Consider the following 16565-nt stretch of genomic DNA (forward strand, 5'->3'; position numbering starts at 1 on the left):
GGGGGCGCGGCGGGGGGGGGGCCGGGGGGGCGGCCCCGGGGGGGGGGGGCCCCCGGGGGGGGGGGGGGCCGTCGGGCCGGGGGGTGGGGGGGGGGGGGGGGGGGGGCGCCCCCCCCGCCCCCCCTTCTCTCTCGGCTCTCTCTCAGTGCGTCACTTGTTGACGATGACGGCCTGTACGGCGTTGCTGTTGGCGTCGTAGACGCCGATGACCTGCTGCCCGTAGGCGAAGGCCTGCTGGACCTCGTCGTGGGTGACCTGGTTGGGGTTCACCAGGGGGCGCCAGGCGTTGTCGATGAACAGGTAGAGGATCGACGGCTGGCCCGGGAGCGGGGTGACCACGTCCCAGAAGTGCTGGGCGATCCCGCTCGTCAGGACCTGCGCCTGCTGTTGCTGCTGCCCGCCGAGCTGCTGGAGCAGCTGCTGGAACGGCTGCTGCTGCCCCATCTGCTGGAGCTGCTGCTGGAGGTGCTGCGGAATCTGCTGCTGCGGGATCGGCGGTTGCGGGTTCTGGTGCTGCGGGTTCTGGTGCTGCGGGATCTGGAGTTGCGGGTTCTGCAGCGGGCCGAACGGCTGCTGCATCTGCTGTCCGAACGCCATGGGCTGCTGCTGTCCGAACTGCTGGGGCGGCGCCGTGCTCGGTCCCTGCTGCCCCAGCTGGATGCCTTGCTGGATGCCCTGCTGGTGCCCTTGCTGCTGACTCATCTGCGGGGTGGTGCTCATACGGGTGCCACCTTCCGTGAATCATCGAATCGTTGACTTGCGGCTACGCCCTCGGACACGTCAGCCCGTGACCACCAGGCCGACGATCTCGTCGTCCGAGAACCAGACACGTACGTCGGGCCGTCCGCCCGCGAAGGCGGAGTGCACCGCCTGACGGATCTCGGGGGAGGGGTTGGCGAGGTTGCGCCAGTCACCGGCCACGAACAGCCGGAGCCTGGGCGGGAGTTCGCGCGGGTACGGCAGCAGCTCGTCCCAGTACCGTTCGGCCTGGCCCGAGCCGACCGCCTCCGGCAGCAGACGGGTGACCGCCGCTTTGATGTCCGGCCGGTTGCCGATCCGCTGGGAGGCGGGCCGGCCCGGAGCGTCCTGCTGCGGGGAGCCGGTGGCCCGCAGCACCGCGCGGGCACGCTCCGGGGACATCGGTTCCTGGACCGCCGCCCTGAGCATGCCCTGCAGCGCGGCCAGGGCGCCGACCACCACCGGGGAGGCGGAGGAGGTCCCGGAGAACGTGTCCGTGTACCAGCCGATCTCCTCGGCACCGCCCTGCAGGTCGCCGGGCCGGTCCCAGAAGCCGCCGGTGGTCGTGACCTCGCGCCCCCAGCCCTGCGCGTCCACCCGCGCCCCGTAGTTGGAGAAGGCGAGGCGGGAGCGGTCCGGGCCGTGGTCGCGGCCGTGCGTGCCGGGCGGCGGTGCGCCCGCGCCGACCACCACCGCGCCCGAGGACGGGTTGGCGGGGTTGAAGGGGTTGCGCCACCACGCGGGGAACCCGGCGGGGCGCCGCTCGTACACCGCGTCGTCGAGCGACTCGGCTCCGTTGCCCGCGGCCGCCACGACGAGCACCCCCTTGGCGGTCGCGTACCGGATGGCCGCGAAGTTGTCCGGCCACCACTCGATCGCGATGTAACCCTGCTGGTCGTCGCGCTCCTCGAAGTCGAACCGCGGCCCTGGGGCGTGCAGTTCGACCAGGATGATGTCACCGGGGCCCAGCCGGTCGGCCGCCGCGTGGATCGCGGCCGCCGTGCCCATGCCCTGGAAGGACGCGGCGGCGGTCACCGCGTCCGGCGCGATGCCGGTGATCCCGCGCTCGTCGCGGTCGCCGCCGATCACCCCGATGACGGCGGTGCCGTGGTTGCGCCAGGCGAGGTCCGTCAGCGGGGTGCCGACGACCACGCCGGCGAGCTTCGCGGTCAGGTCCTCGTGGCCCAGCTGCCACGCCCCCTCCACGTCGATCACCGTCACGCCCTGGCCCGTACCGCCCGGCCGCTGCCAGGCCCAGTGGGCGTCGATGCCCTCGGGCGCCGGCCGCAGATAGCCCTGGCGGCCGGTGAAGTCCGGGGTGACCGGTGCCCCTTCCTTCGGCCGTCGGCCGTCGTCCGCGCTCGCCGAGCCGTTCGTGCTCCGCCCGACCGACCCCACCGAGGCGGGGACGGCGCCAGGCTTCACGTACGCCGTGTCGATCTCCGGCAGCGCGGCGATCCGTGCACGCAGCTCCTGGGCGCGGCTCTCGACGCCGCGCACCCGGTAGAAGAGCGCGAGGTCGCTTCCGCCCCCGCCGTCCGCCACCTCGGACTGCCGCAGTCGTTCCTCGCCGCCGAACAGCGGCTCCAGGGCGAGCTGTTCGTCACTGAGGAACATGTTGAGGGCCGACACGTCCGAGCCCGCCGCCGAGCGGACGCCCTCGGCCCCGGCGCGCAGCCGGGCCTCGGGGCGTGCGACGACGATCAGCTCCTGCTCGGCTCCCCGGTAGGTGAACCCCGCTCCGTCGGGTCCCGGCCCGGCCGTTCCCGGGCCCTGCGTCGGCTGTACATGGTCGGTCATCGCGTACCGCTCCTCTCGGTTCGGTTCTGCGGGTGTTGCCATGTCCCGTCCCCGGGCCGCGTCTTCGGGGCACAACCTGGCACGCCGACGGCGACTCGTCCACCCCGGCGTCGCCAACTCGGTTTGAAAACAAGTTGAATGGGGAAACCTGTGCAATCCGTCCTGAAACAGATGTCACGTAGCAATCCGGCCAAAGGCTGCGGTGTCGTGGGTCATGTGGTGGGGTGGCAGGGACAGTTGATCGCTGGACCGGTCAACTCCCGGTCCCGCCCGGAAGGACGCACCGTGACATCCACGCACCGTTCGCTCCCAGACCGTCTCAGCCGCCGAAGACTGCTCACCGCCGGTGCCGCGGCCGCCGGCGCCGCGCTCGCCGGGTCCTCGGCCGGCCCGGCCTGGGCAGCGGAGAACTCGTTACCCACCGTCATCCCTCTGCCGAACGGCATCCGCCCGGAGGGCATCACCATCGGGGGCGGCCCGTACGCCTACCTCGGATCCATCGCCGACGGTTCGGTCTACCGCGCCGATCTGCGCACCGGACAGGGCCGGACCATCGCCCCGGGGCCGGGTACGGCGGCTGCCGGGCTCAAACTCGACGGCAGGGGGCGGCTGTTCATCGCCACGGTCGGTACGGGCGCCCGCGTGGTGGACGTCCGTACCGGCGCCGAACTCGCGTCGTACGTCCTCGCCACGGAGCCCGAGACCTTCGCCAACGACGTGGTCCTGACCCCCCGCGCGGTCTGGTTCACGGACTCCTACCAGCCCACGCTGTACGCGCTGCCGCTCGGCCCCGGCGGCGCCCTGCCGGACGCGGCCGACGTCGTACGGCTCCCCCTGAGCGGCGACTGGAGCCAGGTGCCCGGCGCCACGATCAACGCCAACGGGATCACACGGACGCCGGACGGTGCCGCCCTGCTCGTCGTGCAGACCGGGGCCGGCGGCCTGCACCGGGTCGATCCGAGGACCGGAGTCACCCGGCTCGTCGACCTCGGCGACGCGGCGCCCCTCGTCAACGGCGACGGGCTGCTGCTCACCGGCCGGACGCTGTACGTGGTGCAGAACATGCAGAACGCGATCGACGTCTTCCGGCTCTCGCCCGACGGGCGCCGCGGCGTCTTCCAGTGCCGCCTCACCGACCCGGACCTCGACGTGCCGACCACCGTGGCCGCGTACGGGGACCGCCTGTACCTGCCCAACGCCCGGTTCACGACCACGCCGACGCCGGACACCCCGTACGACGTGATCGCCGTCGCGCGCTGACGCGAGGAGACCGCGAGGCGCTGAACGCGGAGGGGCGGTGCGCCAGGTGCGCACCGCCCCTTCCGTCGGCCCGGCTTCCGCCCGGCCCGGTCCGTCCGCTCAGTCCTCCGGGGAGTCCTCGTCCTCGGTGCCGGTCTCCGGCCGCGGGGACTTCGGAGGCTTCGGACGACCGCCGGGGTTGTCCCGCAGATACGAGGAGCTGTCGCTGCCGTCGGCCGTGGCGTGTCCGCCGGGGGCCGGACCCGCCGGACCGCCGCCGTCCCGCCGCCGCAGATAGCGCTCGAACTCGCGTGCGATCGCCTCGCCCGACGCCTCCGGCAGCTCCGCGGTGTCCCGGGCCTCCTCCAGCGTCTGCACGTACTCGGCGACCTCGCTGTCCTCGGCGGCCAGCTGGTCCACGCCCAGTTGCCAGGCACGCGCGTCCTCGGGCAGCTCGCCCAGCGGGATCCGCAGGTCGATCAGGTCCTCCAGGCGGTTGAGGAGGGCCAGCGTCGCCTTCGGGTTCGGCGGCTGCGACACATAGTGCGGTACGGCCGCCCACAGTGACACCGCCGGTACGCCCGCGTGCGTGCACGCCTCCTGGAGGATGCCGACGATGCCCGTGGGGCCCTCGTACTTGGTCTCCTCCAGGTCCATCGTGCGGGCCAGGTCCGGGTCGGAGGTGACCCCGCTCACCGGCACCGGACGTGTGTGCGGGGTGTCACCGAGCAGTGCGCCCAGGATCACCACCAGCTCCACACCCAGCTCGTGCGCGAAGCCGAGCAGCTCGTTGCAGAACGAGCGCCACCGCATCGACGGCTCGATCCCCCGGACCAGCACCAGGTCGCGCGGCTTCTCACCGCCGACCCGGACCACCGACAGGCGCGTGGTCGGCCAGGTGATCTTGCGGACCCCGCCGTCCAGCCACACCGTGGGGCGGTTCACCTGGAAGTCGTAGTAGTCCTCGGCGTCCAGCGCCGCGAACACCTCGCCCTTCCACTCCTTGTCGAGATGCGCGACCGCGGTGGAGGCGGCGTCGCCGGCGTCGTTCCAGCCCTCGAACGCGGCCACCATGACCGGGTCGATCAGCTCGGGAACCCCCTCGAGCTCGATCACCCAGCGCCTCCTTCCGACGTGCCCCTTACGTACGACCCAACCTTACGGCGTGCCGAGGGGGCCTCCGCAGCCCCCTTGCACGGGGGTGTGAACGGATCACTGCCCCACCGAGGGGCCGGAAACACGCGTGATCGCCACCATGAACCACCGCCCGAGTCATCCGAGCTGTTTCTACAGGGTGCTGCGCAGCCACTGCTCCACGCTCGCGATGTGCACCGTCGCCCACGAGCGGGCCGCCTCCGCGTCGCGGTCCCGCAGGGCGGACAGGATCGCCCGGTGCTCGTGCAGGGTGCGGCTGACCGCGTCCTCCTGGGTGAGACCGCGCCAGATCCGGGCCCGGGTGGTGGGCCCGGAGAGGCCGTCCAGCAGCGAGCACAGGACCGAGTTCCCGGAGCTCTGCACGATGCCCCGGTGGAACTCCAGGTCGCAGGCGACGAGTTCCTCCACCGAGGGGGCGCCGCCCAGCGCGTCCAGCTGGGAGGTCAGGACGTGCAGTTGCTGCTCGCTGATCCTCGAGGCGGCCATCGCCGTCGCGGCGGGCTCCAGGATCCGGCGCACGGCGAGGAACTCGAGCACCGTGTCGTCCCGATGGAAGTCGACGACGAAGCTCAGCGCCTCCAGGAGGAGCTGGGGGTCCAGGCTGGTCACGTACGTGCCGTCGCCCTGCCGTACGTCCAGGATGCGGATCAGCGAGAGCGCGCGCACCGCCTCCCGCAGGGAGTTGCGGGACAGGCCGAGGTCGGCGGCGAGCTCGCTCTCCTTGGGAAGCCGGTCGCCGGGGCGCAGCGTGCCGGAGACGATCATGCCCTTGATCTTCTCGATCGCCTCATCGGTGACTGCCATGGCCGACCTCCCTGTCACTCCGGACCGTCACTCCGGATGGCGCTGAGTCATCCGATGTCTTGGGCCATTATGTGGGGTCACCAGGCCGAACGGACAGAAACACCGGCGTTTCTCGCGCTCATGTACGGTGTCGCGGACGTTCGGAACATCAGGAGTGCCCGCCATGTCCCAGGAACTGCGCGCCGTCGACTGGACCGGAAGCAGCCTCGCGCTCATCGACCAGACGGTCCTGCCGCATCGCACCGAGATTCTCGAGATCCGTGACGTGGACGCGCTGGTGGACGCCATCCAGCGGCTCGTCGTGCGCGGCGCGCCGGCGATCGGGGCGGCGGGGGCGTACGGGGTGGCGCTCGCGCTGTTGCAGGGCGGGCGCGAGGGCTGGTCGGCCGAGGAGACGCGGGCGGCCGTGGCCCGCGTCCGTGCGGCGCGCCCGACCGCGGTGAACCTCATGGTGTGCGTCGACCGGGTGATGGCCCGCTTCGACGAGGGGCTGGTCGCGGTGCTCGCGGAGGCCGCGGCCGTCCAGCGCGAGGACGTCGAGGCGAACCGGGCGATGGGGGCGTACGGCGCGGACTGGCTGCTCAAGAAGGTCGGGGTGGACCGGCCGCTGCGGGTGCTCACGCACTGCAACACCGGTGCGCTCGCCACCGCCGGCTGGGGCACGGCGCTCGGCGTCATCCGTGAACTGCACGCGCGCGACCTGGTCGAGGTCGTGTACGCCGACGAGACGCGTCCCCTCCTCCAGGGCTCCCGCCTCACCGCCTGGGAACTCGTCCAGGAGGGCATACCGCACTACGTCCAGGCGGACGGTGCCGCCGCGGGAACGATTCTGAGGGGCGAGGTCGACGCGGCGATCGTCGGCGCGGACCGCATCGCCGCCAACGGCGACACGGCCAACAAGGTGGGCACGGTCGGGGTCGCCCTGGCCTGCGCGGACGCCGGAATCCCGTTCCTGGTGGCCGCCCCCACCACGACGGTCGACCTGACCACGGCCAGGGGCGCCGACATCCACATCGAACTCCGTGGCGAGGACGAGGTACTGGAGTGGTCGGGCGTACGAACGGCGCCGGCGGAGTCCCGAGGCCACAACCCGGCCTTCGACGTCACCCCGGGCCGCCTGGTGACGGGCCTGGTGACCGAACGCGGGGTGCTGGAGATATCGGCGGGCGAACTCCCGGCCCACCATCTGCCCTAGCCGCCTGGGGTGGACTCACACGGTGCTTTCCTCCCGGGTGAGTCCACCCGCCGCGGTGACTCAGCGGCCCGTCAGTTCCAACTCCAGCAGCCACTCCACCACTTCGGTGTGATGGCGGGCCCGGCGTGGGTCCGTGCCCCAGACGTACAGCCCGTGGCCTGCCACGACGACCGCCGGCATGCGGGGGTCGCGGGCCGCTTCCAGGCGGTCGCCCAGGACCTTCATGTCCTGGCTGTTGGCGATGACGGGGAGGGTGACCTCGACGTCGTGGGCGGGCAGGCCGACGCCCTTGAGCATCTCCAGGTCCCGGAACACGATGCCCCCGGGCTCCCGGCGCCCCATGGCCACGGACGCGACCGTGTGGACGTGGACGACGGCCCCCGCACCCGTGAGCGCGGCCACGCGCGCGTGCAGCTCGGCCTCCGCCGACGGCTTCCCGCCCGCGACCGCCGCACCCGAACCGTCCACCAGCACCACGTCGTCGGGCGTGAGTTCGCCCTTGTCGTGCCCGCTCGCGGTGACGGCGAGCCGCAGCGGGTCCCGGCTCAGGACGACGGACAGGTTGCCGGACGTGCCGCGCATCCAGCCGAAGGAGGCGAAGCGGGCCGACTCGGCGGCCAGGACCGCGCCCGCCTCCTTGAGGTCGAGGGCCGGCGTCTCGGCGGTCATGTGGTGCTCCTCGCGATGGTGATCTCGTCGAACGTCCCCGCCTGCGGGTGATCGCCGACGCCCTGCTCGTAGTACGGCTCCCCGGGGCGGCGCACCCCCACGGTCCGCCATCCGGCAGCCCGCGCCGCGTCCAGCTCGCCCGGCCGGTCGGAGAGGAAGAGCAGCCTCTCTGGCGCGGTGCCCAGCCCCGCCGCGATCGTCTCGTACGACGCCGGTTCCTGCTTGGGCCCCGCGTTCTCCGTGTCGTACAACCCCTCGACGAGCGGCAGCAGATCGCCCTCGGGGCTGGACCGGAACCACGCTCGCTGCGCCGCCACGGACCCCGACGAGTACACGTGCAGCCGTACGCCCGCCGCGTGCCAGGCGCGCAGCGCCGGGACGACGTCCTCGTAGAAGTGCGAGACGAGGTCGCCGCGCGCGAAGCCCTCGGACCAGATCATGCCCTGGAGGGTCTTGAGCGGGGTGGCCTTGCGGTCCTCGTCGAGCCAGCCGTTCAGGGCCTTCTCGACGCGGGCGGCGTCCGCATCGGGCTCCGCGATCAGCTCCCGCACCTGCGCGGTCGCCCGCGCCACCGCCGGATCACCGCTCCGCTCCGAGAGCAGTGCTCCGAATCGAGAGCGGGAGTACGGGTACAGCACGTCCACGACGAATCCCGTGGCGCTCGTGGTGCCCTCGATGTCGAGCACCACGGCGTCCACGTCGAACCGGAGCGTCACGCCGTGGCCCGGTCGTGCTGGTACCTCGCGTCGATCGTGTCGAAGTCCGGGAAGCGGTCCGCGATCCGGTCACCGGTGAAGTTCCCGACCCAGCCGTCCTCCTCGTGGAAGAACCGGATCGCGGTGAACGACGGCGACGTACCCATGTCGAACCAGTGCGTCGTACCGCGCGGCACGCCCAGCAGGTCGCCCTTCTCGCACAGCACGGCGTGCACCTCGCCGCCGACGTGGAGGTAGAAGATCCCGGAGCCCGAGACGAAGAAGCGCACCTCGTCATCGTCGTCGTGTGTGTGCTCCTGGAGGAACTTCGCACGCGCGGCCTTCGCCCTGGCGGGGTACTCGGGGTCGTCGCTCGGGTGCAGCCCGAGGACGTCGACCGTCGTGAAGCCCTCCTCCGCGTTCAGCTTCTCGATCTCGGCACCGTACGCGGCGAACACCGTGTCGCTGTCCGCGTCCGCCGGCACGTCCTCGCGGACCGGCCACTGCTCGTAGCGCACACCGATCGGCGCGAGCGCGGCGGCGATCTCGGCCGGGTCGGAGGTACGGCGCACCAGCGTCTCGGGTCCGGACTCGGGCCACGTCGTCAGCAGGGTCATGGGAGAAACTCCAAGGGGTGGATGGGGTGTCCGGATACCGAGACTGGCATCGATGTCCGGCCCGGAGATGAGGAGGGCGGCGTGCGGGAGGCGGGAGGGCCGGTGGTCAGCCGCGACATACCGCGCCGGTGCAGCGGTGCGTCGCTGTCGCGCAGGGTGTCGTCATCGGAAGCCTCACTGTCCAACGTCGTCCGGCGATCGTAACTCCCGCCCGTTGATCGGCCGAGTGTGAGGAAGCGGTTGTTCCACATACTGAGAAACGACGTCCAATACTTTGACGGCTGGCTGGGATCGTTCACATGATCTGCCTATGAAGACGCTGCTGCTCGTGCGGCGGCTGTACGTGGACTTGCTCCGGTCGACCACAGCCCGCTGTCGCTGACCTTCCCCCCCCGGAGCGCTCAACCACGCCCCGCCCTCGGTGCGTTCCCCGTGAACCCGAGGCACCCGCCCGTGTACGAGACGTATGCCGCCCTGGCATGTCTCCTCCCCGGCGCTCCGGACCGGCACTCCCTCTTCGCCCGCTCATTTCCGCCTTCCCCGCCCTGGAGCCCGCATGTCCCGTACCGCCCGCACCCGCGTCCCCCTCGCCGCGCTGTCGCTCGCTTCCGTCGCCGCGCTCTTCCTCGCGGGCTGCTCCCAGTCCTCCAACGCCTCGCGCAGCACCGGCGACCGGGCCGCCTCGGCCGCCGCCGCGACCGGCAAGAAGCCCGCGCCGTTCAGCAAGGGCAACGTGAAGGTGGCCCTGGTCCGGCAGAGCGGCGCCGGCGACTACTTCGAGCAGTGGGGCAACGGCGCCAAGGCGCAGGCCAGGGCCCTCGGCATCGACCTGACCGTGTACGACGCCCAGGCGGACAACGCCAAGCAGGCCACCGACCTGTCCTCGGCCATCAACTCCGGCGCGCAGGCCATCGTCGTCGACCACGGTTTCCCTGCCACGATCCAGCCCGAGATCGACCAGGCGGTGAAGAAGGGCATCAAGGTCGTCGTCTACGACGTCGAGACCACCAACAAGAGCGTCGTCAGCACCAAGCAGGACGACGCGAGCATGGCGCAGGCCGTGCTCGACGTCATGGCGAAGGACCTCGGCAAGAACGCCAAGGTCGGTTACGTCAACGTCACCGGGTACGCCGCCCTCGACAAGCGCGACAGTGTCTGGAAGAAGACCGCCGACGCCCATGGCTGGAAGCAGGCGTTCAAGGTCGGCAAGGTCACCGACTCCACCGCCACCGACAACGTTCCCCTGGTGTCCGCCGCGCTCACCCAGAACTCCGACGTGACCGGCGTCTTCGCCCCCTACGACGAACTCGCCAAGGGCACCGTCCTCGCCGTCCAGAACAAGAAGCTCCAGGGCAAGGTGAAGGTCTTCGGCGCGGACGTCTCCAACGCCGACATCCAGAACATGACCGCCGAGGACAGCCCGTGGGTCGCCACGGCGGGCACCGACCCGTCCGCGGTCGGCGCCGCGGTGGTCCGTACGGCCGCCCTGGAACTGGCCGGTCAGCTGAACACCACCTCGGTCGAGTTCCCGGCCGTCGCCATCACCCAGGACTTCCTGAAGCAGAACAAGATCGAGAACATGGACCAGCTGCGCACGGCGCTGCCCGCGCTGAACCTCTCCAAGGTCAGCACCGCGGACTGGATTGCCAATGTCGCCCACTGACGCTCCGGCGGAGAGCGCGGCGGTCGCCCTCCGCGACGTCAGCATGGCCTTCGGGGGCAAGACGGTGCTCGCCTCCGTCTCCCTCGACATCGCGCCGGGCAGCGTCGTCGCGCTGCTCGGCGCGAACGGCGCGGGCAAGTCCACCCTCATCAAGATCCTCTCCGGCGTGCACACGGAGCACGGCGGCCGGGTGAGCGTGAACGGGGTGCCCGCCGCGCTCCACTCCCCGCTCGCAGCCCGCCAGTTGGGCATCCAGACGGTGCATCAGCGCATCGGCGAGGGCATTGTTCCCGGCCTCTCGGTCGCCGAGAACCTGGTCTTCGAGGAACTGGCCCAGACGCGTGGCAACCCGTTCCTGAGCGGACGCCGGACGCTGGCCCGGGCCCGTGAGATCCAGTCGGCCCTCGACCTCGGCTGGAGCGACGCCGTGCTGAGGCGCGACGTCACCGAACTCGGCATCTCCGACCGCCAGTTGCTGATCCTGGCCCGCGCATTGGCGACCCGGCCTCGCCTCCTCGTCCTCGACGAGCCGACCTCCGCACTCTCCGCCGCCGAGGCGGAGCGCCTGTTCGCGCTCGTCGAGCGGATGCGGTCGGAGGGCATCGCGGTGCTCTACGTCTCCCACCGCCTCGGCGAGATCGACGCGCTCGCCGACCGGCTGGTCGTCCTGCGGGACGGCCGTCTCACCGAGGACCAGGTCAAGCCCTTCGACTGGGACAGGGCCCTGCGCGCCATGCTCGCCCAGGCCCAGGAGACGACCACCGCCCGGCCGCGGCACACGGGCGAACACGGCGAGGTCGTCCTCTCCCTGCGCGGCGTTCCGTTCCTGGCCGGCCACCCGCCCCAGGACCTCGACGTGCGCACCGGCGAAGTCACCGGCGTCGTCGGGCTGCTGGGCGCGGGCAAGACCGAACTGGCCCGCGGCCTCTTCGGCGCCGAACCCTTCACCGGGGGAGCCGTCGAGCTGGACGGGAAACCCTACGAGCCGCGCCGCCCGGCCGACGCCATCCGCGGCGGCATCCACCTGGTCCCGGAGGACCGGCACACGGACGCGCTGGTCCCCGGCTGGTCGGTGGCCCAGAACATCTCCCTGCCGTTCCTCAGGTCGCTCTCCACGGTGGGACTCGTGAGCCGCTCCAAGGAGGACGCGCTCGGCCGCGCCACCATCGAGCAGCTCGGTGTCGTCGCCCGGAACGAACACAGCACCGTCGAGGAGCTGTCGGGCGGCAACCAGCAGAAGGTCGTCGTCGGCCGCTGGCTCGCCGAGAACCCCCGCGTCCTCATCCTGGACGAACCGTTCCGAGGAGTGGACATCGGCGCCCGCCGCGACATCGGCCGCCGCGCCCGCGCGCTGGCCGCCGAAGGGGCGGCCGTCCTCGTGCTGTCCGCCGACATCGACGAGATCCTCGAGATCGCCGACCGGGTCGTCGTGCTGGCCGCGGGCGAGATCCGCCTCGACGCGTACGGGGAAGACGCGGAGCGCGACCGCGTGATCCAGACCATCTCGGCGTCCGTCTGATGCCCGGCACACCAGGAAGCACGCCATGACCACCACCCAGAGCACCTCCGTGCCGACGGCGGCCCCGTCCGCACCCGCCGTCGCCCACCGGATCCAGAACGCCGTCATCAAGTACGGCTTCATCTTCGTCACCGTCACGCTCTTCGCGTATTTCGCGATCAGCGAGCCGTCCTTCCGCGACTCGGCGACGCTCCTCGACACCCTCCGGTACGTCTCCGTCGCCGCCATCCTCGGCCTCGGCGTCACGCTCACCATGGCCGTCGGCGGAATGGACATGTCGGTCGGCGCCGTGGCCGGCCTCGGCGTCACGGTCGCCGCGAAGACGATGGTCACCTACAACCAGGTCGGCACGGTCGCGATCCTCGCGGTCGTCGCGGCGGGCGCCCTGGCCGGGTTGCTGAACGCCCTGCTGATCGTCGTCCTCAAGATCCCCGACATGCTCGCCACGCTCGGCACCATGTTCGTGATCCAGGGCACCAAACTCATCCTCGTCGACGGCCAGTCCATCACCCCCGGCATGACCCAGTCCGACGGGACCACCGCGCCCGGCAGGTTCACCGAGGGCTTCCTGCGCATCGACCGCGGCACCTTCCTCGGCGTACCCGTCTCGGTGCTGATCTTCGGCGCCCTGACCGTCGTCGCCTGGGTGTTCCTGGCCCGCACCCGCTGGGGGCGCGTGCTGTACGCGATCGGCGCCAACCCCGAGGCCTCGCGGCTGGCCGGCATCCGCGTCGGCGCGTACCGGGCGCTCGCCTACGTCCTCTCCGGCGTCCTCGCCTCCATCGGCGGTCTGATCCTGGCCTCCCGCATCGGCCAGGGCGATGTCTCCGCCGGTACCTCCCAGCTGCTCGAAGCCGTCGCCGTCGCCCTCGTCGGCACCTCCGTCCTCGGCCGGGGCCGCCCCAACGTCTGGGGCACGGCCCTCGGCGCCGTCCTGATCGGGATCATCACCACGGGTCTGACCATCGAGGGACTGCCGTACTACACACAGGACGTCGTCGAGGGCGCGGTCCTCATCCTCGCCCTGGTCTTCAGCTTCACCCTGTCCAAGCGCCGCACCGCATAAGGGAGTTACGAGTCGATGGGCTACCGCATCCTGGAGACCGAGGACGTCGCCGGCTATCTGCGCGAGCGCGGCCACTGGGGCACCGACGAGCCGGAGGTCCGCGAGGTCTCCGACGGCAACATGAACCGCGTCTTCCTCGTCACCGCCACCGACGGCACCCGGGGCCTCGCCGTCAAGCAGGCCCTGCCCTGGGTGCGGGTCGCGGGCCCCTCCTGGCCGATGAGCCCCGAGCGCGCCGACGCCGAGGCCCGTGCCTACGAGCAGGTCGCCAAGGTCGCCCCGGACAAGATCCCGGCGATCCACGGCTACGACTCCGACAACTACGCCCTCGTCATGGAGGACATGTCCGACCTGGAGGTGCTGCGCACGATCCTCAATGAGGGCGGCGCCTACGGCCCGGACACCTCCCGCCGTATCGGCGAGTTCGTCGCCCAGCTCTCCTTCGCCACCAGCGACTTCGGTATGCCCTCCGCCGAGCGCAAGGCGCTGATCGCGGCCTCCGTCAGCCCCGAGCTGTGCAAGATCACCGAGGACGTCGTGCTCAGCGAGCCGTACCTCGAGCACGAGCACAACCACTGGCACCCCGGCCTCGACGACCTCGCCGCCGCCTTCCGCTCCGACCCTCGGCTGCGCACCGAGGTCGCCGAACTGCGCCACCTCTTCATGACCGGCGCGCAGGCCCTGCTCCACGGCGATCTGCACACCGGCAGCATCATGACCGGCGCGCGCCAGGGCGCCCCGGTGGTACGGGTCTTCGACCCCGAGTTCTCCTTCGTCGGCCCGATCGGCTTCGACCTCGGCCTGTACTGGGCGAACACGCTCGTCTCCGCGGCCCGCGCGGACGCGCTGGGCGTCGAGGGCGACCACGGCGGCCAACTCCGGCTCTCCTGGGACGCGTTCAGGGCGGAGTTCCGCCGTCTGTGGCCGACCCGTGTCGACACCTTCTTCGACGACGCCTTCCTCGACCGCTTCCTGGACCGCGTCTGGACGGAGTCCCTGGGCTTCGCCGGTGCGGAGATCGTCCGCCGCATCATCGGCTTCGCCCACCTCACCGACCTCACCACCCTGCCGGACCCGGTACCCGCCTCCCGGCGTGCGCTCCTCCTCGGGCGCGAACTGATCGTGCGCCGCGCGGAGTTGACGTCACCCGAGGACGTCGAGGCACTCCTGCGCTGACGGGCCGTCGGCCGGCCGTCCGACACCGGCGAGCCGTCGTTGCGGCCGCCGGTGGCGGAACTCGAGGGTGAGCAGCATCGCGAACAGGAAACCGCCGAACAGATCGGGCAGCGGCCCGTCGGTGACGGCGCCGAAGCGGAACCCGCACCGCAGGTCGTCCAGGGCCGTGACGCCCAGCCACAGCACGGTGGCGGCGGCCGTGGTGAGGGCCGGCGGTCTTCGAGGAAGGCGGCCACCGACACGACGGCGGCGATCACGCAGACGAGCACACCCGCGGTGCTCTCGCGCGTCACGCACCACGGCCGCCTGTGCCACGAGGGCCGCCGCGTACTCCCCGAAGGCCGCGCGCCGCCGCATCCGCGCACTTCGCCACCAGCCGCCCGGCACGCCCGATCCCCCTGGTCCGATGGTCCCGTCCTGTGCCGTTCGCCGTTGTACCCGGCATTCGTGGTGCGAACGGTCGAACGCGGTACGGAGGCAGGGGGCGCGCGAGGCCCGGGGGGCTGACGGGTGCTCGGCCATGTCGGCGCACGCAGAAGGGCGGCTCCCCCCGTGGGAGCCGCCCCTCAAGCCGATCGGATCATCCGCTCAGGATCCGATCACTTCCTGGTCACTTCTTGTCGAGCAGGTCCTGCACCTTGCCGCGGACCTCGTCCGTGGCGAGCCCGCGGATCGTCAGCGTCGTACGGCGGCGCAGCACGTCGTCCGTCGTCTCCGCCCACTCGTGGTCGCGGGCCCACACGACCTGCGCCCAGATCTCCGGGGCGTCCGGGTGGACGCGCTCGCCGAGCTCCGGGTTCTCGTTCGCCAGGCGTGCGATGTCGAAGGCCAGCGAACCGTAGTGCGTCGCCAGGTGCTTGGCGGTGTCGGCACCCATACGGGGGCCGGGCGCCGGGCCGTCGACGAGCAGCCGGTGGGCGACCGCGCGCGGGTTGGCGACACCCGGGAGCGGCAGCTTCTTCGGCAGCTCGGAGATCGGCTCGAAGTCCTCGCCCAGCGGGCGGCCCGGCAGCGACTCCAGCTTCTTCATGACCGTACGGCCGATGTGCCGGAAGGTGGTCCACTTGCCGCCCGCGACGGACAGCATCCCGCCACGGCCCTCCGTGACGACCGTCTCGCGCTTGGCCTTCGAGGTGTCGCCGGGGCCGCCGGGCAGCACCCGCAGACCGGCGAAGGAGTACGTGATCAAATCACGGGAGAGCTGCTGGTCGCGTATGGAGAACGCGGCCTCGTCCAGGATCTGGGCTATGTCCTTCTCGTTGACCGCGACGTCCGCCGGGTCGCCCTCGTACTCCTCGTCGGTCGTACCGAGCAGCAGCATGTCCTCCCAGGGGAGGGCGAAGGTGATGCGGTACTTGTCGATCGGGGTGGCGAGCGCGGCCTTCCAGGGGGAGGTGCGCTTGAGAACCAGGTGCGCGCCCTTGGACAGGCGGATGGACGGCGCCGCGTTCGGGTCCTCCATCCTGCGCAGGTGGTCGACCCAGGGACCGGTGGCGTTGAGGACGAGGTGCGCGTTGACGCCGAACTCCGCGCCGTTCGTACCGTCCTTGAGGTCCGCGCCCGTGACCCGGCCCTTGGTGAAGCGCAGGCCGGTCACCTCCGCGTGGTTGAGCACGACCGCGCCCGCCTCGACGGCCGCGCGGACCGTCATCAGCGCCATGCGCGCGTCGTTCATCTGGTCGTCGCCGTACACGGCCACGGCCTTGAGGTTCTCGGTGCGCAGCTCCGGCACGTCCTGCTGCGCCTTGGCCGGCGAGAGCAGGTGGCCGACGCCGTCCCCGAACGCCGACAGCGCGGAGTAGGCGAAGACGCCCGCCCCGAGCTTCGCCGCGCCGTGCGGCCCGCCCTTGTACACGGGGAGGTAGAACGTGAGCGGGTTCGCCAGGTGGGGGGCCACCTGACGGGAGACCGCACGGCGCTCGAAGTGGTTCTCCGCCACCAGCTTCACCGCGCCGGTCTGCAGGTAGCGCAGACCGCCGTGGAGCAGCTTGGAGGAGGCGGAGGAGGTGGCGCCGGCGAAGTCGCCGGCGTCGACCAGAGCCACCCGCAGACCGGACTGCGCGGCGTGCCAGGCGGTGGAGATGCCCAGGATGCCGCCGCCGATCACGAGAAGGTCGTACGTCGCCTTGGAGAGCTGCTCCCGGGTCTCGGCGCGGCTCGGGTTGGAGCCGGAGGCCGGGTGCGTACCGAGGGCAGGCACGGTCTGCAGGGTGGACTGACTGGTCATTG

The 16565-nt window shown here is 71.6% G+C and carries 15 protein-coding genes; 6 read left to right on the forward strand and 9 right to left on the reverse strand.

From position 1 onward, the window contains the following. Positions 1–150: 150 nt before the first annotated feature. Entirely contained in the window at positions 151–720 is a 570-nt protein-coding gene (locus tag ACIRA5_RS26835; protein WP_403694504.1) for a hypothetical protein, read from the reverse strand. 60 nt (positions 721–780) lie between these two features. Beyond that, entirely contained in the window at positions 781–2538 is a 1758-nt protein-coding gene (locus ACIRA5_RS26840; protein WP_403694506.1) for a S8 family peptidase, read from the reverse strand. A gap of 285 nt (positions 2539–2823) precedes the next feature. Between ACIRA5_RS26840 and ACIRA5_RS26845 the strand changes: the two genes are divergently transcribed. Next, complete coding sequence (locus ACIRA5_RS26845) at positions 2824–3798, forward strand: SMP-30/gluconolactonase/LRE family protein (RefSeq protein ID WP_403694509.1); 975 nt, start codon at positions 2824–2826, stop codon at positions 3796–3798. Positions 3799–3897: 99 nt separating this feature from the next. Here ACIRA5_RS26845 and ACIRA5_RS26850 read toward each other — a convergent pair whose 3' ends face one another. Both ACIRA5_RS26850 and ACIRA5_RS26855 read right to left on the reverse strand, forming a co-directional pair. Next, positions 3898–4893, reverse strand: coding sequence for a PAC2 family protein (locus ACIRA5_RS26850; protein WP_075027709.1), 996 nt, complete (start codon positions 4891–4893; stop codon positions 3898–3900). Positions 4894–5064: 171 nt separating this feature from the next. Next, complete coding sequence (locus ACIRA5_RS26855) at positions 5065–5736, reverse strand: FadR/GntR family transcriptional regulator (protein ID WP_352052365.1); 672 nt, start codon at positions 5734–5736, stop codon at positions 5065–5067. A gap of 163 nt (positions 5737–5899) precedes the next feature. Here ACIRA5_RS26855 and mtnA point away from each other — a divergent pair, with 163 nt between their 5' ends. Then, entirely contained in the window at positions 5900–6931 is a 1032-nt protein-coding gene (gene mtnA, locus ACIRA5_RS26860) for an S-methyl-5-thioribose-1-phosphate isomerase (protein WP_403694513.1), read from the forward strand. Between the two features lie 60 nt (positions 6932–6991). Here mtnA and mtnB read toward each other — a convergent pair whose 3' ends face one another. Genes mtnB through ACIRA5_RS26875 form a run of 3 tightly spaced genes read right to left on the reverse strand, consistent with a single transcriptional unit; the run spans position 6992 to position 8912 of the window. Then, positions 6992–7600 (reverse strand): methylthioribulose 1-phosphate dehydratase, encoded by a 609-nt coding sequence (gene mtnB / locus ACIRA5_RS26865; protein ID WP_075027707.1) that lies wholly within the window; start codon positions 7598–7600, stop codon positions 6992–6994. Next, positions 7597–8316, reverse strand: a complete 720-nt coding sequence (gene mtnC, locus ACIRA5_RS26870; RefSeq protein ID WP_403694515.1) for an acireductone synthase — start codon at positions 8314–8316, stop codon at positions 7597–7599. Before mtnC ends, mtnB begins: the two co-directional genes overlap by 4 nt. Continuing rightward, a complete protein-coding gene (locus tag ACIRA5_RS26875; protein WP_403694518.1) occupies positions 8313–8912 on the reverse strand; it encodes a 1,2-dihydroxy-3-keto-5-methylthiopentene dioxygenase in 600 nt (199 codons plus the stop codon). Before ACIRA5_RS26875 ends, mtnC begins: the two co-directional genes overlap by 4 nt. A gap of 556 nt (positions 8913–9468) precedes the next feature. Between ACIRA5_RS26875 and ACIRA5_RS26880 the strand changes: the two genes are divergently transcribed. The 4 genes from ACIRA5_RS26880 to mtnK are packed head-to-tail and all read left to right on the forward strand — an operon-like array spanning position 9469 to position 14336. Continuing rightward, positions 9469–10575, forward strand: a complete 1107-nt coding sequence (locus ACIRA5_RS26880) for a substrate-binding domain-containing protein (RefSeq protein ID WP_403694520.1) — start codon at positions 9469–9471, stop codon at positions 10573–10575. Further along, positions 10562–12094 (forward strand): sugar ABC transporter ATP-binding protein, encoded by a 1533-nt coding sequence (locus ACIRA5_RS26885; RefSeq protein WP_403694522.1) that lies wholly within the window; start codon positions 10562–10564, stop codon positions 12092–12094. Before ACIRA5_RS26880 ends, ACIRA5_RS26885 begins: the two co-directional genes overlap by 14 nt. A gap of 25 nt (positions 12095–12119) precedes the next feature. Then, positions 12120–13160, forward strand: coding sequence for an ABC transporter permease (locus ACIRA5_RS26890; RefSeq protein ID WP_403694524.1), 1041 nt, complete (start codon positions 12120–12122; stop codon positions 13158–13160). Between the two features lie 15 nt (positions 13161–13175). After that, the gene (gene mtnK, locus ACIRA5_RS26895; RefSeq protein WP_403694527.1) at positions 13176–14336 is read left to right on the forward strand and encodes an S-methyl-5-thioribose kinase; all 1161 of its coding nucleotides are present in this window, start codon (positions 13176–13178) and stop codon (positions 14334–14336) included. Here mtnK and ACIRA5_RS26900 read toward each other — a convergent pair. Both ACIRA5_RS26900 and ACIRA5_RS26905 read right to left on the reverse strand, forming a co-directional pair. Then, positions 14304–14693 (reverse strand): hypothetical protein, encoded by a 390-nt coding sequence (locus tag ACIRA5_RS26900; RefSeq protein WP_403694529.1) that lies wholly within the window; start codon positions 14691–14693, stop codon positions 14304–14306. The two genes, mtnK and ACIRA5_RS26900, sit on opposite strands and share 33 nt — an antisense overlap. A gap of 253 nt (positions 14694–14946) precedes the next feature. Continuing rightward, entirely contained in the window at positions 14947–16563 is a 1617-nt protein-coding gene (locus ACIRA5_RS26905) for an FAD-dependent oxidoreductase (protein ID WP_403694531.1), read from the reverse strand. Positions 16564–16565 lie beyond the last annotated feature (2 nt).

Origin of the sequence: Streptomyces sp. NPDC096311, assembly GCF_044763085.1 — a bacterium.
Lineage (GTDB): Bacteria > Actinomycetota > Actinomycetes > Streptomycetales > Streptomycetaceae > Streptomyces.